The following is a 26078-nucleotide window of genomic DNA, read 5'->3' as shown; positions in this document are numbered from 1 at the left end:
CCAAACTGAGTTGAACTCGGTTCGGGTCTCACCGTACATGCACCGTGATCCACTTCACAAGCAAATCGATACTTGAACTGACTTCAGTTTCAGAGTTACGGTGGGCAGCACCGCGACGCGTGAGGAGCATCGAATGGCAGAGGTCCACACCGACGTACTCGTCATCGGCGGCGGGATGGCGGGGCTAACCGCGGCTGCTCGATCGCTGCATCGAGGCAATTCGGTGATCGTCGTCGAAAAGGCCGCCGCAGTAGGCGGATCCGCACAATTCGCGGGATATGCCTGGACCGCCCCTTCCCACGCGATCATGGACCAGGTCAACCCGCGCGGCGATATCGAGCTGCGCCGCGCACTTGTCGACGGATTCGGCCCCGGTATCGCTTGGATCCGGTCGCTCGGCGTCGAATGCGCGGATGCGGTCACCGTCCTGCGCTACGGTTCCGGCCATCAATTCGACACCAACCGGTACATCGACGAATGCCGCCGCCGGATCCGTGCCGAGGGCGAGTTGCTCACCGAGACCGACACTCGAGCCCTGCTCACCGAGGACGGTTCCGTCATCGGCGCTCGTGTGCGACTTCCGGATGGAACCGAACGCGAGATTCGTGCTGCCGCAACGATACTCGCGACCGGCGGGTTCCAGGCGAATCCGGAGCTGGTCGACAAGTACATCCATCCCGCTGCGAGCGCGATGCAGTTGCGGTCCAACCCGACCAGCATCGGCGACGGACATCGGCTTGCCGAGTGTGTCGGGGCCGCGACGGGCACGGAACGCTCCGGTTTCTACGGCCACCTCATTCCCGCCGGGGTAGAGTTCCGCGATCCGTCCGACTTTGTCGCGCTGTCGTTGTACTACAGCGAGCACGCCCTGCTGTTCAACCTCGACAACCGCCGGTTTACCGATGAAACCGTCGGCGATCACCTGACCACCATGGAACTGCTGGACCAACCCGAGTCCCGAGGATTGCTCGTCGCCGACGGACGGGTCTACCGCGACTGGATCACCGGAAGTTACGTCGAAGGCGCGCAGGCGCTCGACAAGTTCGATCTGGCACAACGCCGCGGCGGCCGTTGTGGCATCGCCGAAAGCCTCGACGACTTCGCATATCTGCCCGCCGAATGGGGCTACGACGGCGTCGACATCGCCGCGCAGATCCGGGCTGTCAACGCAGCGGGCGCAGCCGCGCAGCCCCCGCGCACCTACGACGCGCGAGCGCTCGACCACGGCCCGTATTACGTCATCGAGGTGTGCCCCGCCCTGACATTTCCATTTCACGGCATTCGCATCGACCGGTACGGCCGGGTCCTTGCCACAAGCGGGGGAACCATCGATGGACTCTTCGCGGCGGGCGCCGATATCGGCGGTCTCTACGACCGCGCGTACACCGGCGGAATCGCCGCCGCTCTTGTATTCGGACTTGCCGCGGCCGACCGGGCGGCGGCCGACCGTGCCGTCGCGGCTGGCTGACCGCCGTGGTTCACCTCCGACGTAGTGCCCGTAAGCCTGCGGCCATGAACTCCGGTGTCGCCTCGGCCGCGGCGGCCGCGCCGTTCCCGGCGTCGGCACCTTCTCGAGCCCGGTGGGTGATTCCCTCACCGATGACCGCGAGCTTGAAGTTGGCGAGGGCGAGATAGAAGTTCCACTCGCCCAAGTCTCTCCCGGATGCATCGGCATACCGCTGCGCCAGTGCATCCGCAGGAGGAAACCGCGGGCTCGTCCACGCGGCTTCGGCTCCGAGGACGTGATCGAATGCCGGAGACCGGTAGACACACATGAGCGCGACATCGGTGAGCGGATCGCCGATCGTCGAGAGCTCCCAGTCCACCACGGCGCGGACGATATCCGGTCCAGCCAGATCGAGAATGGTGTTGTCGATCCTGAAGTCGCCGTGCACAATTGCGGCACTCGACGCCTTCGGGACATGTTCCGCGAGGGCCTGAAACAGAGTCATCGCGTCACCGAGTTCGCGTGTCTTCACCCGTTCCCATTGACTTGCCCACAACGTCACTTGACGGGTGAGGAATCCGTCGGGCCGACCGAACGATTCGAGTCCGACGGCGCGGTAGTCGACAGCGTGGAGTTCGACCAGCGCCGCCACCAACGCCGAGGTGCTCATCTCCACCTGTGCGTCGGTCAGGCCGGCGAGATCGTGTCGATCCCGCACCACTTGGCCCGCAACGAATTCCACGACGGTCATGGGTACGCCGAGTGCGGTGCCCGCCGCATCGAACGCCACGGTTGCGGCGATCGGCACCCGGGTGCCCTGCAGGGCGTGCGCAACGGTGTACTCGCGGGCCATATCGTGTGCGGATGGTGTCAGCCCGCTGACCGGCGGGCGACGGACCACCCACGTCGACTCGTCGTCGCGAACCTGGTAAGTCAGGTTCGAGCGGCCGCCGCTGATCGGTTCGATAATCAGCTCGCCACGTACCTCGACCCCGCTGTCCACCAGGAACCGGTGCAGCGCTTCGGCATCCATACCCGGCAGCGTCATGCGGAATCCGCACGAATCGCGCGTTTCGCCGCACCGACGCTCCGTTTGGCGATAGCCCAGCGATGGACCTCGGAGGGACCGTCGTACACCCGAAACGGCCGCACCTCACGAGCCAACCGCGCCAGCGGCAGATCCTCGGCCACGCCGAGGCCACCGCACATCTGCGCCGAGCGGTCGACGATTCGGAATATCGCCTCCGCGGCAAAGGTTTTCGCGATCGATGTGGCATTGGACGCGGCACCGCCGCAGTCGAGTTCCCAGCACGCCCGGACGAGCAGCGACCGGGTTGCCGCGATATCTATCTCGTTGTCGGCAACCATTTTCTGAATCATGCCGAGATCACCGAGTTTCGCACCGAATGCCGCGCGCCGCGCCACATGGTGCACAGCGATATCGTGGCCGCGGCGCGCGGCTCCGAGCCATCGCATGACGTGCGTCATCCGGGCCGGTCCGAGCCGAACTTGCGCGTATTCGAAGCCTCTATCGACTGCACCGAGCACCGCGGAATCGGGCACCACCAGATCCTCGAAGGTGACCTCACAGTGACCACCGAGCATCGAGCGGTCCGCTGTCGGGATGTGGCGCCCGACGTGCAGTCCTGGTGTATCGGCTGGAGCCAGGAACATCGTTGCGCCGCCACGCTCCCCCGGCTGACCCGACGTACGCGCCATGATGATGAAGAACCCGGCGCCGTCGGCTCCGGTGATGAACCATTTGCGTCCGTTGATGCGCCACCCGGCCGGTGTCCGCTCGGCCCGGGTCGTCAGCGCCGATGGATCCGAGCCCGCGCCCGGTGCGGGCTCGGTCATCGCGAACGCCGACCTGATCTCACCAGTCGCCAAGGGCGCAAGGTATTGCGACTTCTGGTCCGGGCTCGCGACATGCGCGAGCAGGTGGACGTTTCCTTCGTCGGGTGCCGCGATGTTCAACGCCATAGGACCGAAAAGTGAATACCCGGCCTCCTCGAAGACCGGCGCCCGATCCGACATCGACAATCCCAGCCCGCCGTACTCGACCGGCGCATGCGGGGCGAATATGCCCGCGTGCCGGGCGGCCGCCTGTAGATCCTTGCGCACGATATCGCCACCAGCGGCGGTAATATCGCCGCCGTGCCGGTCTTCGATCGGCACGACGACCTCGCGAGTGAACGCTCGGGTCCGTTCGACCAACGCCGCGATCTCAGCCGAGTACGCCAAGTCGATCGCCATATACCTACCTATCGCCTGATCAGTACGACTCGAAATGTCTTGATCTACCCGAATATGTCCTTGATGAAGTCCGCGCACCTTTCGGCGATCATCATCGTGGTGGTGTTGGTCGGCACACCGACGATGGTCGGCATCACCGACGCGTCGGCGATGTACAGCGCATCGAGACCGTGCACCTTGCAGTCCTGTCCGACCACCGCCCACGGGCTGCCCGCTTCGCCCATGGCCGCGGTGCCCACCGCATGCGCGTAGGTGTTCTTGGCTTCCAGGACCGCCTGGGTGAGTTGACCGGTCGTGACCGCCGACGGCCCGGGCCACAACTCTTCGCCGACGTATTTCGCGAGCGGTCCGGACTTCATCACCTGCCGCGTGAGTTCGATGCCGCGCACCAGGCGGCGCAGATCGTCGGGATGATGCAGGAGATTCAGCAGGATGCGCGGATCGGTGCCGGGATCAGCGGATCTGATCTCGGTGGAACCGATCGAGTACGGCCGAACAAGACCGACCGCGACCAGAATCGAGCCGGGCTCGAGGGTGAACGGGATCATGTGCAGGTCGATCTCCGCCGAACCACCCGGCCCAGCCGCGCTGGTCGTGAGCACGACCTGCAGCGGTGGCAGGAGTTCACCGATGGCCTCCGCATCGCCGGTATAGGTCATGTACACCAGGGGATGATCGCGGAGATTGCGCCCAACGCCTTCCAGTGGCACTTCAACCGGGATGTCCAACTGCTCGAGCACTTCCGCGGGTCCGATTCCGGATCGCATCAGGATCGACGGTGTACCGATCGATCCCGCGCACAGCACCACCAGATCCGCGTCGATGCGTTCGCCGTCGGCGAGCACGACCGCACGAGGTCGGCCGTCCACGATCTCGAGCCGGTCGACATCGGCGCCGCCACGAATCATGAGATTCATACGGCCACGGGCGGTCGCAAGATACGTCACCGCGGTGCTCTGCCTGATTCCATCTTGCTGGTTCATCGGGACCGGGCCGACGCCGAGCTGGCTTTCACCGTTGAGATCGTCGACCACCCGGTAGCCCAGGCTGGCAGCCGATTCGACAAAGGCCGCCATGAACGGCCGCAGACCGTCGCCTTCGCTCCATCGTTTTATCGGGACGGGTCCGTCGATGCCGTGCAGTGGACCGCCGACCGGATCGCGCTCGAGTCGCCTCAGATACGGCAGGACCTCGTCCCAGGACCATTTGTCCAAGCCGAGCCCGACCCACTGTTCGAAATCGCGCGGGGTCGGGCGCAGCGCGTTCGTCGCGTTGACCGAGGACGATCCACCCATCACTTTGCCGCGCAGCACTGGAAGTACGCCCTGCTCGACAATGGCGAAGGTGGGCGCATTGGCAGAACCGGGGATGTGGTCCTCCGAGACATAGCCCCAGTCGTGTGAGGTGAACCCGAAGGTAAAGGCATCCCGCACATGCTCGTGCAGGTCGTCGAGCGTCGGATAGTCCGGCCCGGCCTCGACGAGCACAACGTCATTGTCTTCGTCCTCGGACAGCCGGGCGGCGATGACACAACCGCCGGAGCCTCCGCCGACCACCACTATGCGTCTTGCCATTTTTGCGTCTCCTCGATGAGCGTGTGGGCATTCGGGTAGCGACAAGTCACTAGGCGCCCAAGGTGATAGCCCCTTCGGGGCAGGTCCCGGCCGCGTCGGCCGCAGCCTCGGCCTGATCGTCGGGCACCTCGATCGGCTGATCCCGCATCGCGACGAAGCCCTCGTCATCGCAGGTGAGCAAGTCCGGAGCCATCGAATAGCAGCGGCCGTGCCCGGTGCAGCTCGCGCCGTCGACCGTGATTCTCACGACTACACCGCCCACGCCAGCGGAAGCCGGGTCAGCGTCATCATCGCGCCGCCGCCGCGCTCGGTCAGCTCTTCCTCGCCCGCGATGTGGAAGTCCGGGATCACCCGCAACCACTCCTCGACCGCGATCCGCAGCTCGCGCCGCGCGAGATGGGAGCCGAGGCACCGGTGCGGGCCGTTCGCGAAGCCCAGGTGTTGATTGCGCTGGCGATCGATGACGAACTGATCGGCCTGGTCGTACGCGCGCGGATCTCGGTTCGCGCCGGAGACGAGCGCGTAGACCATATCGCCCTGCTTCAGCTGAACACCGTGAAACTCGATGTCGCGAGTCACCTTTCGGCCGTCGCCGAAAACGATGGTGTACAAGCGCAGCACCTCCTCCACCGCGGACGGGATCAGCTCCGGCTGTTCGATCAGCTGCCTGCGATGTTCGGGGTGCGTAGCGAGGTGGCGGAACAGGTAGCCGAGGGTGCCGCGGGTCGTGTCGAGCCCGGCCAGCACGAGCACCGTGAGCATGTCGAGCATCTCGGCGTCGGTGAGCGGACGATCGTCGTAGGTCGAATGCAGCAGGTGCGTGGCAAGATCGCCTTGACGAGGCACCGGATCGGCCCGTCGCTGCGCGAGGGCGGCGACCCAGTACTCGCGGATACCCTCGAGCGCCTTCCCCATCGGCTCCAGACCGGCGGGGTCACCGCTGAACCCGCCGAAGAAGTCCTCGACCCACGGCACGAAGAGGTCTGCGTCGGACGGATCGATACCGATCACGCTGAGGAACGCCTCGGTGGGAAAACGCAGGGCGAACTCGCCGACGAAGTTGGACCCGCCCGTTGGGGCCACCTCCTCGACGAGTCTGCGGCACCGATCGCGCATCGTCTGTTCCGCCTCGTCGATCGCGTGCGGCGAGAACCACGCGTTGACGATCTTGCGGTACTTGATGTGGTCGGGCGCGTCGATCTGCGTCGGGACGAAGCGGTAGATCGGATCCGGCTCCCACGGTGTGATCGACTCGCTCGAGAACACCTCCGGCAGTTTGTAGATGTCGCGTACCGCGTCATGACGGGTGAACACCCAGTAGCCCTGGGCGAAGGTGTTGAAGAAGACCGGGCTCGTCTCGCGCAGTTCGTCCGCCAGCTCCCAATGTCGGCCGGCCGCCTGCGGGGGTGCGAAGTCGCGATGCATGACGGGGCATCCGCCCAGGTCTCGATCGGGTGTCTCGGAACGGCTTGTGGTCTGCGTCATGGCGACGTCTCCTCGGTCGGTTTCGACGCCAGCATACTGAACTGATTTCAATTTGACTAGCATGCCGAAATGCCTGGATAGAGCCCTGTCGGCGCGATCCTGTCGTCAACTCAGCCTCGACGGAACACCAACCGGTAATGCCAAGTAGCTATTAATCGACGGCTCTCTAGTAGGCCATCGGGGCACGCAGCACGGCGACGCAGCCGGACAGTTCTGCGATAAACCCCGCCGACGGTGCGAACCTACGACGAGACATAGCCTGCCGACCAGCTCCGCGCACGCGGCGATGTCCGGCAAGGGTGGACGATGAATCAGACTCGGTCCGTACCGGCCCAGTTGCACGGGCCTTCGAGAAAATGGCCGCCGTTCAGTCGGTCGGCCGAGGACGACAACGAGGAGTGTGCGATGACGGGAATGACAGTTGGTTTCGTCGGGCTCGGCGCGATGGGGCAGGGCATGGGCGCCAGCCTGCTTCGGGCAGGCCATCGGCTCCTGGTCTGGAACCGCTCCCCCGAGCCGGTCGCCGCCATGGTCGCACAGGGCGCCGACGCGGCCGGGCGCCTCGCTGACGTGTTCGCCGCCGAGACGGTCGTCTCCATGTTGGCCGACGACCATGCCGTGGAGCAGTTGCTGGACCCGGCGCTGCTGGCCGACGCGAAGGCAGCCGTGCACCTCAACATGGCGACGGTATCGATCGCACTCGCCGAGCGGGCCGAAGCCCTGCACAGCGAGCACGGCATCGGGTACGTCGCCGCGCCCGTCCTGGGCCGGCCCCAAGTAGCTGCCGCCGGCGAACTGAACATTCTCGCCGCCGGCGACGAGACGGCGCTGGCGAAGGTAGCACCGCTACTGTCCGCGATGGGCGGGCACACCTGGCATTTCGGCACCCGCCCCAGCCACGCCAACGCCGCAAAGATCAGCGCCAACTTCCTGATCGCCTGCGCGATCGAGTCCATGGCCGAGGCGTGCAGTTTGGCGGAGTCCCACGGTGTCCGGCCCACCGACCTGGTCGAAATGCTCAGCGGCACACTGTTTCCTGGGCCGATCTACTCGGGCTACGGCGCAATGGTCGCCGAACGTCGCTACGAACCAGCCGGCTTCCGGCTGCCACTCGGCCTCAAAGACGTCAACCTCGCACTCACCGGCGGCGCCGCGGCAAACGTCCCGCTGCCCTTCGGCAGCGTGCTGCGCGACGCCTTCCTCGACGCCCTCGCCCACGGCGATGGCGATAAGGACTGGGCCGCCGTCGCCGCCGTGGCTCGGCGCCGGGCCGGGCTGCCGGCGTAGGCATTTGAGGAATCAGCAGCCAAGCGCTTCATTCAAGATCAACCGGAGCACCAGACCGCCGCCGGGGCAGAACTCGAGCTAGCCCGCGATGCGCGTTCCGTTCACGGGATGGAACAGATGTACCGAGGCGGGGTCGCTGACCTGTAGCGTGACCGATTCGGCGAGTTTGGCTGCGGCGCGGGTTGCCGAGCGGGCCACGAAGGTGAACGGTTCGCCGTCGAGGCCGGCGATCGGCGCACCCGGTATGCGCGCGTACACATACGATTCGCTGCCGAGTTCCTCGACGAGTTCCACGGTGACGGTGAAACCTGTTCCGTCGCGGCGCAGTTCGAGCTGTTCGGGCCGGATGCCGATGGTCACCGTGTCCAGGCCCACTTCGGCGAGGCGGGTCATCTGCTCGCGCGGCAATTCCATTGTGGTGCCTGCGATGTCGACGCCACCGGAGGTGAGGGGTACCCGGAACAGGTTCATCGACGGCGACCCGATGAATCCGGCCACGAACGCGTTCGTAGGCCGGTCGTAGAGCTCGGCTGGGGTGCTGAACTGCTGCAACCGGCCGTCGCGCAGTACCGCCACCCGGTCCCCCATAGTCATGGCCTCCACCTGGTCGTGGGTGACGTAGACGGTGGTGGTGCCCAGCCGCCGCTGCAGCGCGGCGATCTGGGTGCGGGTCTGCACGCGCAACTTGGCGTCGAGGTTGCTCAGCGGCTCGTCCATGCAGAACACCCGCGGCTCACGCACGATCGCGCGCCCCATCGCCACCCGTTGTCGTTGTCCGCCAGACAGTTTCGCCGGTTTGCGGTCCAGATACGGAGTGAGACCGAGCAGTTCCGCGGCCTCGGCGACGCGGCGTTTGCGTTCGGCTACCGGCACTTTCATCATCTTCAACGCGAAACCCATATTCTCCCCGACGGTTTTGTTCGGGTACAGCGCGTAATTCTGGAACACCATGGCGATATCGCGGTCCTTGGACGACACGCCGACCATGTCCTGACCGTCGATGCGGATGGAGCCGCCGTCGATCTCCTCCAGGCCGGCGAGCATACGCAATGCGGTGGATTTACCCGAGCCCGACGGCCCGACCAGGACGATGAACTCACCATCGGCGATATCGAGGTCGAGCGAGTCGACCGCGAGCGTTTCCGCGCCCGGATAGACACACGATGCGGAGTCGTAATGGATTGTGGCCATGAGTTTTTCCTTACTTGATGGCGCCGAAGGACAGGCCGCGCACCAGCTTGTTCTGTGCGAGCCAGCCGGCGAGTACGACGGGCAGAGCGCTGAGCACCGCGGCCGCGGACAGTCGCGCCCAGTAAAGGCCCTCGCCGGTGATGAAGCCGACCAGGAACACCGGAATCGTCTGTGCCTGTACGGCGGTCAGGTTCACCGCGAAGAAGAATTCGTTCCAGGAGAAGATGACGCAGATCAGTGCGGTGGCGGCGATGCCGGGTGAGACCAGCGGCAGGATCACCTCGCGCACCGCGGTCCACAGGCTCGCGCCATCCATGCTCGCGGCCTCGAGCAGTTCGCCGGGTACCTCCAGGAAGAACGAGCGCATCATCCACACCGCGATCGGCAGATTCATCGCGGTATAGAGAATGACCAGCGCCCAAATATTGTCCAGCAGACCGATATTGCCGACGATCACATACAGCGGCACGATCGCCGCCACGATCGGCAGCATTTTTGTGCCGATGAAGAACATCAGCGCGTCACGGGTGTTGCGCACCGGACGTAGCGATAGCGCGAACGCCGCCGGAATCCCCAGGGCCAGCACGAGAATCGTCGACATACCGGTGGCGAAGGTGGAGTTCAGCAGCGTGGTGCCGATGCCGCTGTCCAGCACCGCGGAGAACTGGTCCAGCGTCGGGGTGAAGAACAGCTTCGGCGGATCGGTGTATGCGTCGCCTTCTTGTTTGAACGCCGTCAGCACCATCCACAGCACGGGGAAGAACATTCCGATGCCGATCACCCAGGCCAGTACACCCCACAGCATGCCGCCACGGTTGCGCCGACGACGTATCGGAACCTGCTGTGCCGCAGTGGGTTTATCGGCAAGCGCATGCGCGTTCATGCGGCTTCCTCTTTTCCGGTGAAGGACTTGAAAAGCAGTCGCAGCGCGAACGTCGCGACGATGGTGGTGGCGATGACGGTGACGACCCCCATCGCTGCGGCCTGACCGATATCGAAACCGAGGAAGGCGCGCTGATAGATATAGAAGGGCAGATTGGAGCTGGCGATGCCCGGCCCACCCGAGGTCATCATGTACACCGCGTCGAAGGTGTTGACCAGGTAGATCGCCCCCAGCACGGCCCCCAGTTCGATGAACCGGCGCAGATGCGGCAGCGTGAGCTCACGGAAGACCTGCAGTGAGTTCGCCCCGTCGACGCGGGCAGCCTCGACGATATCGCGTGGCATCGACTGCAGCCCGGCCAGGATCAACAGCATCATGAACGGCGTCCACTGCCAGACCAGATCCGCCATCACCGCAGGCAGCGGATACTTGCTCACCCAGTCGATCTGGCCGGCGCCGAACGGTTTCAGTACGAAATTCACCAGCCCGAAGACCGGATCCAGCATGGTGGTCTTCCAGATCAGCGCCGCCGCGACGGGAGTCACCAGAAACGGCGTGATCAGCAGGGTGCGGACGATGCCGCGACCGAAGAACGCGCGATCGAGCAGCAGTGCCAGCAGCAGTCCGAGGATCACCGAGACGATGACGGTCCCGACGATCATGATGACGGTGTTGAGCGCCACCTGCCGGAACTGGCTGTCGCGGAAGACATCCGCGTAGTTTTGTAATCCGATGAAATGGCGCGAGCCCGGCCGGACCAGGTTCCACGATTGCGTCGAGTAGTACAGCGTGAAGACGAACGGCACCTGGGTGACCACGACCATGAAGATCAGGGCGGGTAACAGCGGACCGCGCCTGCGCCAGCCTTCGGCCCGGGCGAGCCGGTCGCGCCGCGCGAGGATCGGCCGTGGTGTTTGCGTCGTCGACTCGGAAGCCGCTGGTGCTGTGGTGGTTTCAGACATGACTACTGGTTCTCTCGATACGACCGGCCGACCGCGTCGGCGTATTGCTGGGCTTGGTCGAGTGCGTCTCGGACACTGATCCGACCCGCGACGGCGGCGCTGATCTGCTGGCTCACTCTGGTTCCGAGGTCTTGGAACTCCGGGATGGCGAGGAACTGAATTCCGGTATAGGGCACCGGCGCCACGGTCGGATGTTCCGGATCGGCGCCTTGCATCGACGAGAGCGTCAACGGTCCGTATGCCTTCGACGCCGCGGCGTATTCGGGAATCTGATAGGTCGACATCCGGCTGCCCGGTGGCACATGTGACCAGCCGAGCTTCTCGCCGACCATCTTGATATAGGGCTTACCGGTCATCCACGAGATGAATTTCCAGGCCGCATCGGGTTTTTTACTGGATTTGGGAATCCCCAGCGACCAGGTGTACAGCCAGCCCGAGTTCGGCTTCTGCATGACCGGTGCCGGCACGTACCCGATCTTGCCGACCACCTTGCTGGATGCGGGATCTTCCAGCACCGAGACCGCCGAGGTCGCGTCGTACCACATAGCGGTGTTGCCCTGGGACAGCTGCGTGGCGCATTCGCTGAATCCGCTGGCGGCCGCGCCGGGTTCACCGTGTTCGCGCACCAGGTCGATGTAGAACTCGACGGCACGAACCACTTCGGGACTGTTGAGCTGGGCGTGCCAGTTCTCATCGAACCAGCGTCCGCCGAAGGTGTTGATCACGGTATTCAGCGGTGCGAGCGATTCACCCCAGCCGGGCTTACCGCGCAGGCAGATACCGGAGCGACCACCAGCGGGATCGTCGAGTTTCGCGGCGGCCTGGGCGATTTGATCCCAGGTCGGTTCGGCGGGCATGGTCAGGCCCGCCTGTTCGAACAGATCCTTGCGGTACATCAGGAACGAGGATTCGCCGTAGAACGGCACGGAATACATATCACCCTGGTAGGACAGGGATTTCTGCAGCGACGGGATGAAATCCTCGGCGTCGTAGCCGGGGGTCTCGCGCTCGTAATTCGACAGGTCGACCAGCCAGCCGTTCTTGGCCCACTGTGGGGTCTCGTAGTTGCTGATCATCACCACATCGAATTCGCCACCGTGGGTGGCGACCGAGGCAGTGATCTTGGCGCGGGCCTGATTCTCCGACAGCGAGACGAATTTGAGTTTGATCCCGGGATTTTCGCGTTCGAATTCACCAGACAGCGCGATGGCGTCCTGCATCTGTGAGTTCGAAACCATCGCGATGGTGACGGTGTCGCCGCTGGAGGTGAACGATCCGGCGCCCGCGCAGCCGCCCACCCCCATCACGGCGGCGGCAGCCAGTGCCGCAGCGGCTTTCGCATGGTGTCTGTTCATCGGCCAGAACTCTCCTTCTTTTCCAGCAGCCACCGCGCGCACTCGATATCGGTGACGAGAATGGTGGCCAGTCCGCCCCGCAGCGCACCGAGGACGGCTTCGCGCTTGGCCTCTCCGCCGGAAATCAGCAGCGAGGTCGGGCAGGCTCGGATGGCGTCGAGGCCAATCGAAACCGTGCGTGCGGCAAGGGATCCCGTGACACCGCTGCCGTCGACGCGGAAGAATCGGCCGCCGATTTCGCCGACTGCGCCCAGTTCACGCAGTTCGTCGAGGATCGCGGTGTCGAGATAGCTGCCCTCGAACAGAGTGGTGGCCGTAGAGACCGGTCCGACGCCGAACATCATGACGTCGGCATCGCGCCCCAATGACATGGCACGGCCGACCAACGAATCCTGTTCCAGCGCGGTCACAGTCGCCGGATCCGCGTAGAGCGGTGCGTGCAACCGAACGGGAGTGGCCTGCAACTGCGTGGCGCAGCGGCCGAGGGTGTAGTCCACGCCGGTCTGGTAGTCACCTGAGGTCATCGAACCGTCCAGCTGGACAACGGTCGCGCACCGCGCCGACTTCGTCCACAGTTCATGCGCGACCGCGATGGTGTCCGGGCCCCAGGTGAATCCGAGGGTGTCCGCCGGCCGCAGTCGACGGTTCAGGACGCCGACCGCGGCGCGCCCGAACGGGAGCAGGCTTGCCTGGGATCGATCGGGTACCTCACCGAGCACCACCGCTTCGGTAAGCCCGAACCTCGCTTCGAGCTCGCTCTCGACATCGGCGTGCACGGCCGAACGCAGCTCGTCCGGGACATTGATCTCGATGCGAACCAGCCCCTGAGCCCGGGCGCGGGCGATGAGCCGCCCCGCGGTTGGGCGTGAAACACCCAGCTTGGCGGCGATTTCCGCCTGGGTGGCGCCTTCGAGGTGATAGAGCTGCGCAGCCCGCAATGCCAACCGGACATCGTCCGGATTGCCCGGCCGGGACGCTTCGGTCGCCACTGCGCTCCTCGTTGATGCGTGATCATCTGCTCAGTAGGTGAGCTATTGTTCAGGAGGCTACCATCGGAGTGTGACGCACACAACAGTCGAAGGGTCGTTATGAACGGGGCCACAACCACGGCGCTACGTGCCGACACGATCGACGGGCTCGCCCCGGAAGTTTCGGTGCCGACCTACGACCGCAGTCGGGTCCGCACCGGGATAGTGCATTTCGGTGTCGGCGGGTTCCATCGCGCCCATCAGGCGATGTACATCGATCGGCTACTGGAGCAGGGCGGCGCGACCGACTGGGGTATCTGCGGAGTCGGAGTGCTACCCGCCGATCGGCGCATGCGCGATGTGCTCGCGGCGCAGGACGGTCTGTACACCCTGTCGGTCACCGAGCCGGACGGCACCTGGCGGACCCGCGTGATCGGCTCGATCATCGAATACCTTTACGCACCAGACGATCCGGAGGCGGTGATCGAGAAGCTGGCCGATCCGGCAACCCGGATCGTCTCACTCACCATCACCGAGGGTGGATACAACTTCTCCGCGACCACCGGCGAATTCGACGCTGCTGCTCCGGCGATTCGGGCCGATCTAGCGCCGGACCGTCTGCCCCGCACCGTATTCGGGCTCGTGACCGAGGCGCTGGTGCGCCGCCGGGCACGGGGCATCGCACCGTTCACCGTCATGTCGTGCGACAACATCGAAGGCAACGGACACATCGCGCGGGCAACCTTCGCAGCGTTCGCGCGGCTGCGTGATCGCGAGCTCGGTGATTGGGTCGAAAGCGCGGTGCGGTTTCCCAACTCGATGGTCGACCGCATCACGCCCGTGACACCCGCCGAGGCCTCCGCCGAGCTCTCGCGCCGCTATGGCCTGGAGGATCGGTGGCCGGTGGTGACCGAGCCGTTCACCCAATGGGTGCTGGAGGATTCGTTCACCCTCGGCCGTCCCGACTTGGATGACGTCGGGGTGCAGCTCGTCGCGGATGTCGCACCGTATGAGCTGATGAAACTGCGCTTGCTCAACGCGAGCCACCAGGCACTGGCCTATCTGGGATATCTGAGCGGCTACCGTCTCGTGCACGAGGCGGCCCAGGATCCGGACTTCCGCCGATTCCTGTTGCGCTACATGGACCGTGAGGCAACACCCACCCTGCGTCCGGTGCCCGGCGTCGACCTGGACCGCTACAAACACACCCTCATCGAACGGTTCTCCAACCCTGCGATCGGCGACACCATTGCCAGACTGTGCGCCGAATCGTCGGACCGCATCCCGAAATGGCTGCTACCGGTCATCCGTCAGCAGCTCGGTGGTCGCCAAGGCTCCGGCGAGATCGACTGTGCCGCAACAATTGTTGCCGCATGGGCGCGCTATGCCGAAGGCTTCGACGAGCACGGCGAGCCGATCGATGTGATCGACCGGCTCCGCGACCAACTGAAAGCGCTGGCCCGCCGCCAGCGCGACGACCCCACCGCATTCCTCAGCGACAGAACAGTATTCGGCGATCTGATCGACCAAACCCGATTCGTCGACGCCTATGTCACGGCACTGCGTTCACTACATGCTCGTGGCGCCGAGGCGACGGTGGCCGAGTTGGCACGCGACGAAAGGCAGTGACACCTATGCGCTCAGCGGTCTTGGAAGCGGTCGGGAAGATCGCGATCGTAGAACGTGCCGTACCCGAACCTGGTCCGGCCGAGGTACTCATCGAAGTCAGCGCGGTCGGTGTCTGCGGCTCCGACGTGCACTATTTCGAGCACGGCCGGATCGGCGACCACGTCGTCGACCAACCGTTGGTGCTCGGCCACGAAGCCTCAGGTGTGGTGGTCGGATTCGGCGCCGGCGCGCGCCACCATCACCTAGGGCAACGAGTCTCGCTCGAGCCAGGGGTGCCGGACTTCACCTGCCGTCAATGCCGAGCGGGCCGATACAACCTGTGCCCGGACATGCGGTTTTTCGGCACACCCCCGATCGATGGCGCATTCTGCGAATACGTGGTGCTGGACCAGGAATTCGCGCATCCGGTGCCGGATTCGCTGACCGACGAGGCGGCCGCGCTGCTCGAACCGTTATCGGTCGGCGTATGGGCGTGCCGTAAAGGACGGGTTGGTGCGGGCGACCGCGTGCTGGTGAACGGCGCGGGTCCGGTCGGGCTCGTCACCGCGCAGGCCGCGCTGGCTTTCGGTGCGTCCGAGGTCGTGATCACCGATGTGAATCCACACCGGCTGGCACTGGCCATCGAACTGGGCTGCACACAAGCGGTGGATGTCGGCCGTACTCCACTGCGCGACATCGGATTCGAACCGAATGTCCTCCTGGAATGCTCCGGACATCCCACGGCAATCGGCGACGCGGTGCGCACGGTTGCGAGGGCCGGGCGGGTGGTGCTCGTCGGCATGGGCGGCGACGATATTCCGCTCCCCTTGCCCTACCTGCAGGAACACGAACTGGAGCTGACCGGAACATTCCGCTACGCGAACACCTGGCCGACCGCGATCGACCTCGCCGCCACCGGACGAGTCGATCTCGACCGCCTGGTCACCGGCCGCTTCGGCCTCGATCAGGTGGCCGCGGCATTGACCAGCGGCCGGGACGACCGCGGCTCGATCAAACCGATCGTGCTGCCGGGCAGTTGATTCGCCAGGTATGGACGCCGGGACCGAGGCAGCCCCTTCAACTCGGCCAGCACCTGCTCGATCTGCGCGCTCGGCTGGGCGTCGGTCACCTTGGCCATGCCGGGAGTGGCGAACACCACCTGCATCTGAGCACCGCTGAAGGTCGACATTCGTTGCTGCAGCAACGAAACGACGTCCTGTGACTCGGTGCCGGAAACGGTGAAGTTATCGGTCGTCTTGCCGCCGGATCCGACCACGAATAGACAGTCGGCGCGTCAGGTCAGTCGCCCGACGTGAACCGCGGCAGCGCCGCGTACAGGTCCGACACGCTTTCTCCTCGGCGCTGTACCGTGCCGTCCGGTCGGACCAGGACCGCGTGCGCGCGGCCGCGGCGCAGCCAGTGGTGCAGGTCTGTGCCCGGCAGGGCCGCGACGATGACGCCGCCGCGCTGTTCGACCAGCATTCGGTCCTGTGCCGTCGGGTCGATCGCGGTGATGATCGCGAATCTGCCGCCGATGATGTCATCGACGCGGCGGCCATCGACCAGAGAATCGTTCGGGATCAGTCGTCCGGCCAGACCGCGGCGCAGTCGAGGTGCAACCACGAGGTCGCAGCGGTGCAGGGCCGGAGATTCGCCGCTGGTGATCATCCGGGTCGGACCGGGCACCCGACGCAGATGCGGTGCGATGAGGCCGCGCAGCCGATTGCCGATTTCGCCGCCATTGGTCATAGTCATGCCGGTGAGCTTGGCCAGCCGGATCATGGTCCGCGCGTGCGGTTTTCGCTCGGCCTCATAGGTGTCGAGCACGCTGTCGGGTAGCTCGCCCCGCAGAACACCGGCCAGCTTCCAGGTGAGGTTCACGGCGTCGCGCACACCCGCGCCCATGCCCTGGCCGATGAACGGCGGCGTGAGGTGGGCAGCGTCGCCGAGCAGGAACAGCCGACCTTCGCGCCAGCGATCCGCGATTTGGGCACGGAAGGTGTATTCGGCGACCCGCACCAGCTCGAGGTCTTCGACCGCGATCGCCCCGATCCACGGGGAGATCAGCGGCCGGAGCCGGACGATATCGGGGTAGTCGTCCGCGGTTTCGCCGGGGCGAAGCCGAAATTCCCAGCGGTACCGGGTCTTTCCGATGCGCATATAGGTGGCCGCGCGCGTCGTATCGCAGATCTGGTGCACGCCTTCCCAATGGTCCAGCTCGACGGTTGTGGCGAGGTCCACGACCAGCCACCGCTGCTCGAACCGGAGATCGCGCATGTGCGCGCCGACCGCGCCGCGGACGAGGCTGTTGGCGCCATCGCAGCCCAGAACGTATCGCGCGCGCACGGTCTGGGTGCCGCCGGTCGATCGGTCGGTGAAATCAATTCGCACGCAACCGGTTTCCTCGACCACTGCCTCGACTTCGGCGTTCCCGCGCAGGCAGGCCGCCGGATATCGTTTCAGGTTGGCGCGCAGGATAGCTTCCAGTTCCGGTTGGTCGAACAGGTTCGCCTCCGGATACCCGTTGCGACCGCCTGCCGGGTCGCGGTCGAATTGCGCGAGGACCCGCATATCGCGGTCGATCAGACGCAGACCGAGCGCCGGGCGGGAGATGGCGTCGAAGTCATCGCCGACGCCGAGGCGTTGCATGATCCGCCGGATTTCACCGTCCAGGTGGACCGCTCGCGGTTGCGGATAGACACCCTCCCACCGTTCCAGAATCAGGCACTCGATGCCGTGCCGGGCGAGCAGCGTCGCCGCGGTGAGCCCGGCCGGGCCCGCCCCGACGATCACAACCGGAAGCACCTGCGCACTCATGACAGCGTGGCGAGATATCCGAGGGCGACGAGCCCGGTGCCGGCCGCGGGCGCGAATTCCGGAACGCCGTCGCCGTTTCGCACATGCGCGGCCACTGCCCCGGCCATCAACAGCGCCAGTCCGATTCCCGCTGCCACACCGATCGGCGGATGGGTCAGACCGATCAATACCCCACCCGCCGCGGCAATTTCGAGTGCACCGATGCCCCGGTATGCGGCGGTGGAGTAACCGAAGTGCGCGGCGCGTTTACGCATCGATGCGACCGCCGCGAGCTTCGCCGTCCCGAAGGACACGAACTCCGCCGCCAGCACTCCCGCGAGCACCATCGAGACGACTTTCATTGGCACACCGCAACTTTCCAGGAGATCGCATAGCGGCCGAGAATCGCCGCGACCGCCCGTTCGTCCGCCGAGGGGTCGAGCTCCACGACCGCGGCGATCGTGCCGTCCTCGACTGTGGCGGTGATATCGCGTACCGCGGAGACCTCGCCGAGAGCGTCGAGCAATTCGCAGCGGGTGGCGTCGGCGCGCAGGCCGAGTTTGTAGGGCTTGCCGACATCGGTGACCGGCAACGCCTCCAGGACGGTGACCGTCTTGGGCGCGGCGGCGCGTTCGGGCACATGTTCGCTCGCCCAGGCGAGCAGTTCTGCCTCGGTCACATCGGCACCAGGTGCGACTGCCACATAGGCGACGGGAACCTCACCCGCATGGACGTCCGGGCGGCCGACCGCACCCGCCGCCGTGACCGCAGGGTGGGCCAGCAGCGCATCTTCGATCATCGCCGGGTCGATATTGTGCCCGCCTCGGATTATCAGATCCTTCGCGCGGCCATGCAGGTGGATGAAACCGTCGTCGTCGATATGGGCCAGGTCGCCGGTGTTCAACCAGCCGTCGACCAAAGTGCCGAGCCCATCGAGAACATGACCACCACGCTCATCACGACCGGTCACGTATCCACCGAAAACCGTTGGCCCACTGATGACCAGCACACCCGTCGCACCGGTGGGCAACTCCTCCCACCCTGAGCCCTCCGTGAGACGAACGACCTTTACCTGCTGATAGGGCATGCGCTGTCCGACCGCGCCCGGTCGCGGCAGGTCCGGAAAGCTACGGGCCGTCGCGCACGTCGCCTCGGTGAGTCCGTACCCCTCGACCAAAGTGACACCGGTATGGGCTTGAAAGCTCTCACGCACCGCGGGCGGCAGCGGAGAGGCACCCACCATCGCGAAACGCAGACTGGAGATATCGGCGGCGATCGGGGACTGCGCCAAGACCGCGTACACGGTCGGCACGGCACTCATCGCGGCAATCCCATAGTGCGCCACGATATTCCAGAACTCCGCGTAGAGGGCGAAGTCCCGGTAGCCGAGCGGTCCGGCCCACACCACCTGCTGGCCCTTGAACATTGGTGCGAGCAAGGTGACAACGAGGGCGTTGACATGGAACAGCGGCAGTGCCGCGAACACCACGGAGTCCTCGTCGAGCATGGAATTGGCCGCGATCATCCAGGCATTGGCGACCTCACCGGAGTGCCGATGTGAGGCCAGCTTCGGGATACCGGTAGTGCCGCCGGTGTGGAACAGCGCCGCCAAATCCGATGCTGCAGGCGGCTGCCCGGCATAGTCGAACGAATCCTGTTCGGCTGCAAGGTCCTCGAGGTAGCCGATGCGGACATTGTCGATCTGTGCCAACGGCGGCGCCGTACCTGCCGCAGCGGTCGGCCGTAGCACCAGCAGTGCGTCCAGCAATCCCTGTGCCGCCAATTCGTGCGCCGAAACCCAGGTATCGGCGGCGAGTTCGGGGCCTGCCGCGATGAGGACACGGGCACCTGATCGGCGCAGCAGTTCGGCGGTGTGCTGCCTGGACAGACCACCGTTGATCGGTGCGGCGATGCCGGCCAGCTGCGCGGCGAGGGTGGCGGGGATCAGCTCAGCGCAGTTGGGCGAGATCAACGCGACCGCGTCACCGCGGCGCACCCCGAGTTCATGGAGCAGGTTCGCGTACCGATGCACATCGGCCAGCAGCTGAGAGTAGCTGCACTGCAACGGTTCCCGCCAGCGCGCGGCCTCAGGAAGCACCGTGATGGCGGTACGGTCCGGCCAGCGTGTCGCCGCTCGCACGAGCAGCGCGTAGGTCGATTCGGGTAGACCCCGTTCGGTCAAGGGGACAGATTCGATCTCGGGCAGATCGCTCGGGTTCGCGTAACCCGGCCACAGCAGATCTTCGGTCGTCGACTGCGTGGCCATCAGGTTGTCGGTCACCGGGCGCACCTCACGACCGTGCGCTGCCGGCCCAGATCGATGGTCCCGTCGTCGGTACTGATAGCAACCTCCATGACATCGCCGTCTTGCAGATACTTCGGATTCTTGGCTTGGCCCTTGAAAAACAGCTGCCACTTCACCTTCGGCGGCAGCAGCGAGGCGATGATCTCGACCGGCTTGGGCGGGGCGCTGATCGCCGTGCCGACCGGCGTACCGGTGAGCAGCAGATCCCCCGCATCCATCCGTTGGAACTTCGTGAGCGCCCGCAGGGTTTCGACAGGTCGGTAGATCATGTCCGCGACAGTCATGTCCTGACGTATTGCACCGTTGACCCACAGACGCAGCCGCAGATCTACGAACCTCTTCAACTCGTCTGCCTCCAACAGGACCAGTGCCGGTCCGACCGGAGTAAACGTCGGATACGACTTCGCCTCGTAGAACTGCGTTTTCGGCAGCTGCACGTCGCGAGCGGAGACATCGTTGGTCACCACCAGGCCCACGATGTAGTCGGCGAGGTTATCCGCGGTGACCTCCGAACCGACCGGCATCTCCCGGCCGAAGACGAGACCGATCTCGACCTCGTAGTCCAGTAGTCGCACATGCGGGGGCCGGATCACATCGTCGTTCGGGCCGCTGATCGATCCGGAGGTCTTGCGGAAGAAGGTCAGCGGCACAGTTTCCGGATCTCCGCCCGAATCCTTCACATGGGAGGCGAAATTCGTCATCTGCGCCACCACCCGGCACGGTGCCGTCACCGGTGAGATCAACGAAAGACTGTCGACCGCAACGGTATCCGAGCTCGCTACCGCCGAAGCGATGGCCGCTCGATCAGCCAGCAGCTCGCGGGTCGTGGTAGCGGCGGTATCGATGTGCGCAGCACCGGTAGGTGTCTGCACCCACCAGGCATCGGCGGTACGAAGGACGGAAATGGTCATGAACTGGCTACTTTCAACAGGCCGCGCAGGCGGCGGAGATCGAATTCGTTGTCCTCGCGCAGCGCGCCGACAATCGCACGTAGTTCGTGCAGCGATTCGCGACCGGGGGTGATGCCGAGGAAGTCTTTCGTTGCGGGCGGACCCCACTGCGCCAGCCCGGAGGCACTCATCGGCGCCCAGCCCGGCTCGAGGGTGCAGTCGAACATGTCGCCGTCGCTGAAATGCTCGACCATGAACCCATCGGGATCACGCCAGTAATCGAAGATCTGACTGCCCTGGATGTGCCGGCCGATCCCCCACGAGCGGCGATAACCGTGGTCGAGCAGGTACTCACCACCCGCCGCCAGCGCGTCCAAATCAGCGACCTGGTACGCCGAGTGCACGTACCGGTTGGACGGGCCGAGCGTCAGCGCCAGCGTATGGTGATCGGCCGGGGTGCCCCCGCGGTCGCAGCGGATGAAACTCATTACCGGTCCGCGCTCGCGCTGCCCCGGATAGAAGAGGAAGTCGCTGACGATCATCCCCAGGTTCTGCAGGTACCAGTCCAGCGTCGCGCGGTACTTGGTGCTTTGCACGACGGCATGCCCGAGCCGCTGGACCCGCGCGGGCTCCCGGGGTGGTCGCTGCGTGGCATTGATTCGGTCCACCGAGTATCCGAGGTTGAACACATGCGGCTGCTGCGGCGGCAGTGCGGGCAGCTCATGGATGTCTGCGACCACCCGGACACGCAGGCCACTCGGATCGACGAGATCGACGGTCATCCCGCCGAGTGACTCCGGCAACGACACGGGCCGGGTTCCGGTCACCTCCGCCAATCGCAGCAGATCCGCGGCGTCGGCAGCGTGGAAGGCCGGGCCGACGAACCGGGACCTCGCGCCGCGCCGGATGAGTACACACGGCGCGCCCGCATCGGTTCCTCGTAATTGCAACTCGTCGGCGGTGCGCGCCGCCGTCGTGAAGCCGAACGCGTTCGCGAAGATTTCGGCCCGCTCCAGGTCCGGTTTCTCGAACTCCAGCCACGCCAGGTCGAGCACCTTCACCACCGGGTTACCCGCCCTGCCGGGATGCTCGCCCGCAAGCGCGCCGTGCTCGCAGTGCAGGCCGGTGTGCACGTCGTGATGGCCGCTCATCGACCGCTCCCTTCCAAATGATGACGATATCGTCACTCAAGAACGTATAGTCAGTCAAGGCGTTCTGAGGAATTCGTCAATATTGACCCGGGAGGTTAGGATGGCGCCCAGTGATACCAGTGAGAGGTGGATAGCGATGGCCCTGCCGACCGGTTCGGAACCCAACCGCCTGGAGCGCCGCAAGGCGCGCACCCGCGCCGCACTGGTGAGCGCGGCACAGGCTCTCATCGCCGACGGAAAACTGAATGTCCCGATCTTGGAAATCACCCAGGCCGCTGACGTCGGCATGGGATCGTTCTACAACCACTTCCAAAGCCGGGAGGAACTGTTCCAGGCTGCCATCGAAGAAGCGCTCGACCAGCACGGCAGCGTCCTCGATCTGCTGTGCGAGTCCATGGACGATCCGGCCCACGTATTCGCGCAAAGCTTCCGCCTCACCGGCCGCTTACACCGGCGCAACCCCACCCTCAGCAAAGTCCTGCTCAGCAATGGACTCACCCTCGTCGGCTCCGACAAGGGCCTCGCCCCTCGGGCCCGCCGCGATATCGAGTCCGCCGTCCGTGCGGGGCGCTTCCAGATCCGCGACCCGGAACTGGCCATGACCATCGTCGCCGGCGCGGCCCTCTGCCTCGGCCAACTGCTGCACAACGACCCCGAACGCGATGATGCCGAAGCCGCAGACCAGGTCACCGAGGACCTCTTGCGCATGTTCGGACTGTCCGCCGACGAAGCGCACGAAATCTGCCGGCGCCCGCTGCCGTCCCTCGGCGCACCGCCGCAAAACGACACCGCCGCCTGAATTCCCGCCCTGGTTCTGGGAAGGCTCAGTCGCGACCGCGCCGCAGCCCCGGATTCTGCCACGCAAATGCCGACTGATCCGACTCACCCGCACCTGGTCGACCAGCGCATCGAGCAGGCCTGCCGGACCAGGACGATCCAGCCTCGTGGTCTGCTGCGTGACTTGTCGTAGCGGTTCACCTTTGAGCCGGCTTCGAGTTGAGGTCACTTTTCAGAAGTGGATTCGACCGGTTCTCTTGCGCCTACCGCATTGCGCGAATTCGCTTTTCGAATATCCCGAACGCGCCCGACAACCTCAACCGCAGCCGGTAAGAGGACCGGCGACAGCATGAATGCGAACAGCGCAGGAACATCCTGGCCCATGAGGGCGCGCCACCGGCCCGCCCTCACCGTGTGCGAAACATGCCCGAGTTCGAGTTTCAACCTCCAGGGTTGGCGGTGGCGCACCGGTTGATCTTGAACGAAGCGGAGCGATACCCCGCCTGATGGATAGAAGGCATGGCGCCCGCCGCGGCCCAACTCGCCGAACCCTGACCGGTCGAGCGCCTGGTTACGCCAGTTCCTCGAAATCACTACGGATTTCGGACCACATGGATACGGCGCGACTTCGGGACCGGAAGAACTCGATTTCGCGTTTGATGCCCGAACTCTGTTCCCACCCAGCAATATCCACGACAACCAACTCGTCCATCATCTCCATGAATACCGCATCGATCGGAGCCCAGAGCTTGCCGACCACCGCAGCCTCCTCCCCCAGTGCCTCATTGATTGGATGCGACATCGAGACCTGACTGAACACGGCGTGGCCGGATCTCACGATCGTCGCGGCAACCTCGTTGCACCGTAGGAAACGTTCGTGCACGATCTCCGGATCGGAATTGCTGTAAGGACAGGCACGGAAGATTCGTCTCATACCGCTCTCGATTTTCATATTGCGAGTCGATGGGCCGTGTCGGGGTTTCAATTCGGCCAGGTATCGGACAGGGTGTATCCGGTCGGGAAGGGGTCGGCGGGGTCCAGGCCGACCTGACTCAGTTCGGTGATGTAGGCCTGCCCGGTCACCCGCGGCACGACGGCCGGGTAGGCACCCACCGTCGTGTCGCGGACGATCGAGCTGGTGAATTGGCTGCCGATTATGGACTCGTGCACGAACTGCTCGCCTACCGCGATCTCGCCCCTGGCCGACAGCACCGCCAAACGGGCGGAAGTGCCTGTCCCGCACGGTGATCGGTCCAGTCGGCCAGGGGATACGACCACCGCGTTGCGCGCGGTCAGCACACCGTCGACCCGGGACAGCGGTCCCGTGAACTCGGTCTGGGTGATACCGGCGAACTCCGGGTTCTCCGGATGTACGACCGGTATCTGTTCAGCTGCTGCGGTTTTCAGCTTTTGGCCGAGACCGCAGATGTCACGAGCCTCATCGGGGGTGAGTGCCAGCCCCAACTGTCGGGCGTCGGCCAGCGCATAGGCCATTCCACCCCAGGCGACGTCGACGGTGATCGTGCCGTAGCCGGAAAGCTCCAACGGCACATCGAGGTGGTAGGCGAAAGCAGGCTGATTCTCGAATTCGACGCCGGTCACCTTGCCGTCCTCGCAGCTGCATCGAATCTTGATCAGTCCGGCCGGCGACTCGAGCACCAGATCGGTGATCGGCTCTACCATCTCGATCATCCCGGTCTCCAGCAACGCCGTCGCCACGCACATCGTATTGCTGCCGGACATGACCGGGTACTCGGCTGATTCGGCGATGACATACCCCAACTGCGCATCCGGATGGGTAGCCGGGACGATGAAGTTGACGCAATGCGTCACCGCGCCTCGCGGCTCGTGCAGCAGCAACTGCCGGAGGTTGTCACGGTGGTCCCGGAAGTAGCGCATCTTGTCGAAGACCGTTGCTCCGGGTACGTCCCCGATGCCGCCGGTGACCACATTGTTGATCTCGCCCCCGACATGGCATTTGACGACATTGATGACCCGGCTCCAACGCATTGAATTCCTCCGTTGCTGAGTTTGCTTGTCACGGACGTGCGGTGCCATGACGATGCTGCACGGGCATCGGCTCGATGTCGCCGGGTGCGCCGAGGGAAATGGATGAGGCCGGCGGGGACGATGAACCCGCCGGCCTCAGCACGGATCTGCTCTCAGGAACTACCGCACAGACCCGTGCAGCTCATGGACTCCCGGCAGCTCGACACGGCCGGGCGTTACCGGGGCTCAGTTCGCCGCGTAGTTCAGACCGCTTTCGGCGATGAGCTTGGTCAGTTCGTCCTTCTTCTCGGCAGGCAGCTCACCGTAGGGCGCTCGCGGTACGCCGAGATCGATGCCGACCGCACTGGCAGCCGCCTTGGTCGACACCGCATAGCCTTCCTTACCGAGGAAGTCCAGGACGTTCCACAACCGCTTGAAGATCTCGAGCGCCTCGGCGTGCCGTCCCTGTTTCGCCAGTTCGTAGATCGCCACGCACTCCTTCGGCGCGAAATTCGGCGCGCCCCAAATTGATCCCGCGGCGCCCGCGGCGAAGGCGGGCAGCACGATCGTGTCCCAGCCGACGAAGGTCTCGATCGCGTCACCGAGATTGAAGATCAGGTCGAAGGCCTGCTCGATGGATCCCGACGTGTCCTTCACATACTTGACCGCGTCGGTCCGGCCCAACAGCTCACGGTAAAAAGCGCGGTCGAGATTCACACCGGTGATGCCCGGCAGGTTGTAGGCGATCACGGGCACGCCCGCGGCCGCGCCGACGGTCGCGAAATACTCGATGATCTCAGGCCGCGTCGGGGGCTCATAAAACGGCTGGACCACCAGCACAGCGGCCGCGCCCGCATCGGCCGCGTGCTTGGACAGCTCCACCGCTTCGGCGGTCGAAGTAGAACCGGTCTGCGGTGCGACGGGCACCCGCCCGGCCGCCTGATCGATGACGACCTCGTTGACGCGCTTGCGCTCAGCGAGGGTCAGTGCCGCGAATTCGCCGGTGCTTCCGCCGGGAACCAAGCCGTGCAGGCCGTTTTCGATCAGGAAATCGACGTGGTTGCGCAATGCCCCCTCATCGACCGATCCGTCCGCGGCGAATGGTGTCGATACGGCGGCAAGAATGCCACCCAGCTTCTTGGTCATGGATTTCT

General features: G+C 65.0%; 24 protein-coding genes. 5 read left to right on the top strand and 19 right to left on the bottom strand.

The genetic code is table 11. The features are described 5' to 3' along the window. Nucleotides 1–133: 133 nt before the first annotated feature. Nucleotides 134–1468, top strand: a complete 1335-nt coding sequence (locus tag OIE68_RS06985; RefSeq protein WP_327098556.1) for an FAD-binding protein — start codon at nucleotides 134–136, stop codon at nucleotides 1466–1468. A 10-nt stretch (nucleotides 1469–1478) separates the two neighbouring features. Here OIE68_RS06985 and OIE68_RS06980 read toward each other — a convergent pair whose 3' ends face one another. From OIE68_RS06980 to OIE68_RS06960, 5 genes are read right to left on the bottom strand one after another with little or no spacing between them, the layout of a single operon-like run. Beyond that, nucleotides 1479–2495 carry a phosphotransferase family protein gene (locus OIE68_RS06980; RefSeq protein WP_327098555.1) on the bottom strand — a complete coding sequence of 339 codons (1017 nt, stop codon included), beginning with the start codon at nucleotides 2493–2495 and terminating at the stop codon, nucleotides 1479–1481. Beyond that, nucleotides 2492–3703, bottom strand: coding sequence for an acyl-CoA dehydrogenase family protein (locus OIE68_RS06975; RefSeq protein ID WP_327098554.1), 1212 nt, complete (start codon nucleotides 3701–3703; stop codon nucleotides 2492–2494). The genes OIE68_RS06980 and OIE68_RS06975 overlap by 4 nt, the downstream gene beginning before the upstream one ends. 44 nt (nucleotides 3704–3747) lie before the next feature. Continuing rightward, nucleotides 3748–5277 (bottom strand): GMC family oxidoreductase, encoded by a 1530-nt coding sequence (locus OIE68_RS06970; protein ID WP_327098553.1) that lies wholly within the window; start codon nucleotides 5275–5277, stop codon nucleotides 3748–3750. 49 nt (nucleotides 5278–5326) lie between these two features. Beyond that, the gene (locus OIE68_RS06965; protein ID WP_327098552.1) at nucleotides 5327–5524 is read right to left on the bottom strand and encodes a ferredoxin; all 198 of its coding nucleotides are present in this window, start codon (nucleotides 5522–5524) and stop codon (nucleotides 5327–5329) included. 2 nt (nucleotides 5525–5526) lie between these two features. Continuing rightward, a complete protein-coding gene (locus OIE68_RS06960; RefSeq protein WP_327098551.1) occupies nucleotides 5527–6762 on the bottom strand; it encodes a cytochrome P450 in 1236 nt (411 codons plus the stop codon). 306 nt (nucleotides 6763–7068) lie between these two features. Here OIE68_RS06960 and OIE68_RS06955 point away from each other — a divergent pair, with 306 nt between their 5' ends. Further along, on the top strand, nucleotides 7069–8049 hold the full coding sequence (locus tag OIE68_RS06955) for an NAD(P)-dependent oxidoreductase (protein ID WP_327098550.1): 981 nt from the start codon (nucleotides 7069–7071) through the stop codon (nucleotides 8047–8049). A gap of 78 nt (nucleotides 8050–8127) precedes the next feature. Here OIE68_RS06955 and OIE68_RS06950 read toward each other — a convergent pair whose 3' ends face one another. From OIE68_RS06950 to OIE68_RS06930, 5 genes are all read right to left on the bottom strand, one after another. After that, nucleotides 8128–9240, bottom strand: coding sequence for an ABC transporter ATP-binding protein (locus OIE68_RS06950; RefSeq protein WP_327098549.1), 1113 nt, complete (start codon nucleotides 9238–9240; stop codon nucleotides 8128–8130). Nucleotides 9241–9250: 10 nt separating this feature from the next. Next, nucleotides 9251–10045, bottom strand: coding sequence for a carbohydrate ABC transporter permease (locus OIE68_RS06945; RefSeq protein ID WP_245567124.1), 795 nt, complete (start codon nucleotides 10043–10045; stop codon nucleotides 9251–9253). Nucleotides 10046–10119: 74 nt separating this feature from the next. Continuing rightward, the gene (locus OIE68_RS06940) at nucleotides 10120–11085 is read right to left on the bottom strand and encodes a sugar ABC transporter permease (protein WP_327098548.1); all 966 of its coding nucleotides are present in this window, start codon (nucleotides 11083–11085) and stop codon (nucleotides 10120–10122) included. A gap of 2 nt (nucleotides 11086–11087) precedes the next feature. Next, nucleotides 11088–12440: a sugar ABC transporter substrate-binding protein gene (locus OIE68_RS06935; RefSeq protein WP_327098547.1), complete on the bottom strand. Its 1353-nt coding sequence runs from the start codon at nucleotides 12438–12440 to the stop codon at nucleotides 11088–11090. Then, nucleotides 12437–13429 (bottom strand): sugar-binding transcriptional regulator, encoded by a 993-nt coding sequence (locus tag OIE68_RS06930; RefSeq protein ID WP_327098546.1) that lies wholly within the window; start codon nucleotides 13427–13429, stop codon nucleotides 12437–12439. Before OIE68_RS06930 ends, OIE68_RS06935 begins: the two co-directional genes overlap by 4 nt. Before the next feature lie 99 nt (nucleotides 13430–13528). On the opposite strand from OIE68_RS06930, the gene OIE68_RS06925 reads away from it, so the two are divergent. Then, nucleotides 13529–15037 (top strand): mannitol dehydrogenase family protein, encoded by a 1509-nt coding sequence (locus OIE68_RS06925; protein WP_327098545.1) that lies wholly within the window; start codon nucleotides 13529–13531, stop codon nucleotides 15035–15037. Between the two features lie 5 nt (nucleotides 15038–15042). Next, nucleotides 15043–16056 (top strand): NAD(P)-dependent alcohol dehydrogenase, encoded by a 1014-nt coding sequence (locus OIE68_RS06920; RefSeq protein ID WP_327098544.1) that lies wholly within the window; start codon nucleotides 15043–15045, stop codon nucleotides 16054–16056. On the opposite strand, the gene OIE68_RS06915 is transcribed toward OIE68_RS06920, so the two are convergent. Genes OIE68_RS06915 through OIE68_RS06890 form a run of 6 tightly spaced genes read right to left on the bottom strand, consistent with a single transcriptional unit; the run spans nucleotide 15981 to nucleotide 22158 of the window. Continuing rightward, nucleotides 15981–16292, bottom strand: coding sequence for a hypothetical protein (locus tag OIE68_RS06915; protein ID WP_327098543.1), 312 nt, complete (start codon nucleotides 16290–16292; stop codon nucleotides 15981–15983). The genes OIE68_RS06920 and OIE68_RS06915 overlap by 76 nt on opposite strands. Before the next feature lie 23 nt (nucleotides 16293–16315). Continuing rightward, complete coding sequence (locus OIE68_RS06910; protein ID WP_327098542.1) at nucleotides 16316–17833, bottom strand: bifunctional 3-(3-hydroxy-phenyl)propionate/3-hydroxycinnamic acid hydroxylase; 1518 nt, start codon at nucleotides 17831–17833, stop codon at nucleotides 16316–16318. Continuing rightward, a complete protein-coding gene (locus OIE68_RS06905) occupies nucleotides 17830–18174 on the bottom strand; it encodes a DoxX family protein (RefSeq protein WP_327098541.1) in 345 nt (114 codons plus the stop codon). The genes OIE68_RS06910 and OIE68_RS06905 overlap by 4 nt, the downstream gene beginning before the upstream one ends. Beyond that, nucleotides 18171–20078 (bottom strand): acyl-CoA synthetase, encoded by a 1908-nt coding sequence (locus OIE68_RS06900; RefSeq protein WP_327101600.1) that lies wholly within the window; start codon nucleotides 20076–20078, stop codon nucleotides 18171–18173. The genes OIE68_RS06905 and OIE68_RS06900 overlap by 4 nt, the downstream gene beginning before the upstream one ends. An 11-nt stretch (nucleotides 20079–20089) precedes the next feature. Then, on the bottom strand, nucleotides 20090–21028 hold the full coding sequence (locus OIE68_RS06895; RefSeq protein ID WP_327098540.1) for a fumarylacetoacetate hydrolase family protein: 939 nt from the start codon (nucleotides 21026–21028) through the stop codon (nucleotides 20090–20092). Then, nucleotides 21025–22158, bottom strand: coding sequence for a VOC family protein (locus OIE68_RS06890; protein WP_327098539.1), 1134 nt, complete (start codon nucleotides 22156–22158; stop codon nucleotides 21025–21027). Before OIE68_RS06890 ends, OIE68_RS06895 begins: the two co-directional genes overlap by 4 nt. A 136-nt stretch (nucleotides 22159–22294) precedes the next feature. Between OIE68_RS06890 and OIE68_RS06885 the strand changes: the two genes are divergently transcribed. Next, nucleotides 22295–22957, top strand: coding sequence for a TetR/AcrR family transcriptional regulator (locus OIE68_RS06885; protein WP_327098538.1), 663 nt, complete (start codon nucleotides 22295–22297; stop codon nucleotides 22955–22957). Between the two features lie 549 nt (nucleotides 22958–23506). On the opposite strand, the gene OIE68_RS06880 is transcribed toward OIE68_RS06885, so the two are convergent. The 3 genes from OIE68_RS06880 to OIE68_RS06870 all read right to left on the bottom strand — a co-directional run bounded on the left by OIE68_RS06880 (nucleotide 23507) and on the right by OIE68_RS06870 (nucleotide 26070). Then, the gene (locus OIE68_RS06880) at nucleotides 23507–23887 is read right to left on the bottom strand and encodes a DUF1937 family protein (protein WP_327098537.1); all 381 of its coding nucleotides are present in this window, start codon (nucleotides 23885–23887) and stop codon (nucleotides 23507–23509) included. Between the two features lie 29 nt (nucleotides 23888–23916). After that, nucleotides 23917–24945 carry a proline racemase family protein gene (locus tag OIE68_RS06875; RefSeq protein ID WP_327098536.1) on the bottom strand — a complete coding sequence of 343 codons (1029 nt, stop codon included), beginning with the start codon at nucleotides 24943–24945 and terminating at the stop codon, nucleotides 23917–23919. Between the two features lie 225 nt (nucleotides 24946–25170). Beyond that, nucleotides 25171–26070, bottom strand: coding sequence for a dihydrodipicolinate synthase family protein (locus tag OIE68_RS06870; protein ID WP_327098535.1), 900 nt, complete (start codon nucleotides 26068–26070; stop codon nucleotides 25171–25173). Between the last annotated feature and the right edge of the window lie 8 nt (nucleotides 26071–26078).

The organism is Nocardia vinacea, assembly GCF_035920345.1.
Lineage (GTDB): Bacteria > Actinomycetota > Actinomycetes > Mycobacteriales > Mycobacteriaceae > Nocardia > Nocardia vinacea_A.
The sequence above is the reverse complement of the archived record's forward strand: the minus strand, read 5'-3'. Positions and strand labels throughout refer to the sequence as shown.

Coding starts and splice junctions, on each gene's coding strand:
- OIE68_RS06985 (WP_327098556.1), top strand. CDS start 134: ATGGCAGAGGTCCACACCGACGTACTCGTCATCGGCGGCGGGATGGCG.
- OIE68_RS06980 (WP_327098555.1), bottom strand. CDS start 2,495: ATGACGCTGCCGGGTATGGATGCCGAAGCGCTGCACCGGTTCCTGGTG.
- OIE68_RS06975 (WP_327098554.1), bottom strand. CDS start 3,703: ATGGCGATCGACTTGGCGTACTCGGCTGAGATCGCGGCGTTGGTCGAA.
- OIE68_RS06970 (WP_327098553.1), bottom strand. CDS start 5,277: ATGGCAAGACGCATAGTGGTGGTCGGCGGAGGCTCCGGCGGTTGTGTC.
- OIE68_RS06960 (WP_327098551.1), bottom strand. CDS start 6,762: ATGACGCAGACCACAAGCCGTTCCGAGACACCCGATCGAGACCTGGGC.
- OIE68_RS06955 (WP_327098550.1), top strand. CDS start 7,069: ATGAATCAGACTCGGTCCGTACCGGCCCAGTTGCACGGGCCTTCGAGA.
- OIE68_RS06950 (WP_327098549.1), bottom strand. CDS start 9,240: ATGGCCACAATCCATTACGACTCCGCATCGTGTGTCTATCCGGGCGCG.
- OIE68_RS06945 (WP_245567124.1), bottom strand. CDS start 10,045: ATGCTGTGGGGTGTACTGGCCTGGGTGATCGGCATCGGAATGTTCTTC.
- OIE68_RS06940 (WP_327098548.1), bottom strand. CDS start 11,085: ATGTCTGAAACCACCACAGCACCAGCGGCTTCCGAGTCGACGACGCAA.
- OIE68_RS06935 (WP_327098547.1), bottom strand. CDS start 12,440: ATGAACAGACACCATGCGAAAGCCGCTGCGGCACTGGCTGCCGCCGCC.
- OIE68_RS06925 (WP_327098545.1), top strand. CDS start 13,529: ATGAACGGGGCCACAACCACGGCGCTACGTGCCGACACGATCGACGGG.
- OIE68_RS06920 (WP_327098544.1), top strand. CDS start 15,043: ATGCGCTCAGCGGTCTTGGAAGCGGTCGGGAAGATCGCGATCGTAGAA.
- OIE68_RS06910 (WP_327098542.1), bottom strand. CDS start 17,833: ATGAGTGCGCAGGTGCTTCCGGTTGTGATCGTCGGGGCGGGCCCGGCC.
- OIE68_RS06905 (WP_327098541.1), bottom strand. CDS start 18,174: ATGAAAGTCGTCTCGATGGTGCTCGCGGGAGTGCTGGCGGCGGAGTTC.
- OIE68_RS06900 (WP_327101600.1), bottom strand. CDS start 20,078: ATGGCCACGCAGTCGACGACCGAAGATCTGCTGTGGCCGGGTTACGCG.
- OIE68_RS06895 (WP_327098540.1), bottom strand. CDS start 21,028: ATGACCATTTCCGTCCTTCGTACCGCCGATGCCTGGTGGGTGCAGACA.
- OIE68_RS06890 (WP_327098539.1), bottom strand. CDS start 22,158: ATGAGCGGCCATCACGACGTGCACACCGGCCTGCACTGCGAGCACGGC.
- OIE68_RS06885 (WP_327098538.1), top strand. CDS start 22,295: ATGGCCCTGCCGACCGGTTCGGAACCCAACCGCCTGGAGCGCCGCAAG.
- OIE68_RS06880 (WP_327098537.1), bottom strand. CDS start 23,887: ATGAAAATCGAGAGCGGTATGAGACGAATCTTCCGTGCCTGTCCTTAC.
- OIE68_RS06875 (WP_327098536.1), bottom strand. CDS start 24,945: ATGCGTTGGAGCCGGGTCATCAATGTCGTCAAATGCCATGTCGGGGGC.
- OIE68_RS06870 (WP_327098535.1), bottom strand. CDS start 26,070: ATGACCAAGAAGCTGGGTGGCATTCTTGCCGCCGTATCGACACCATTC.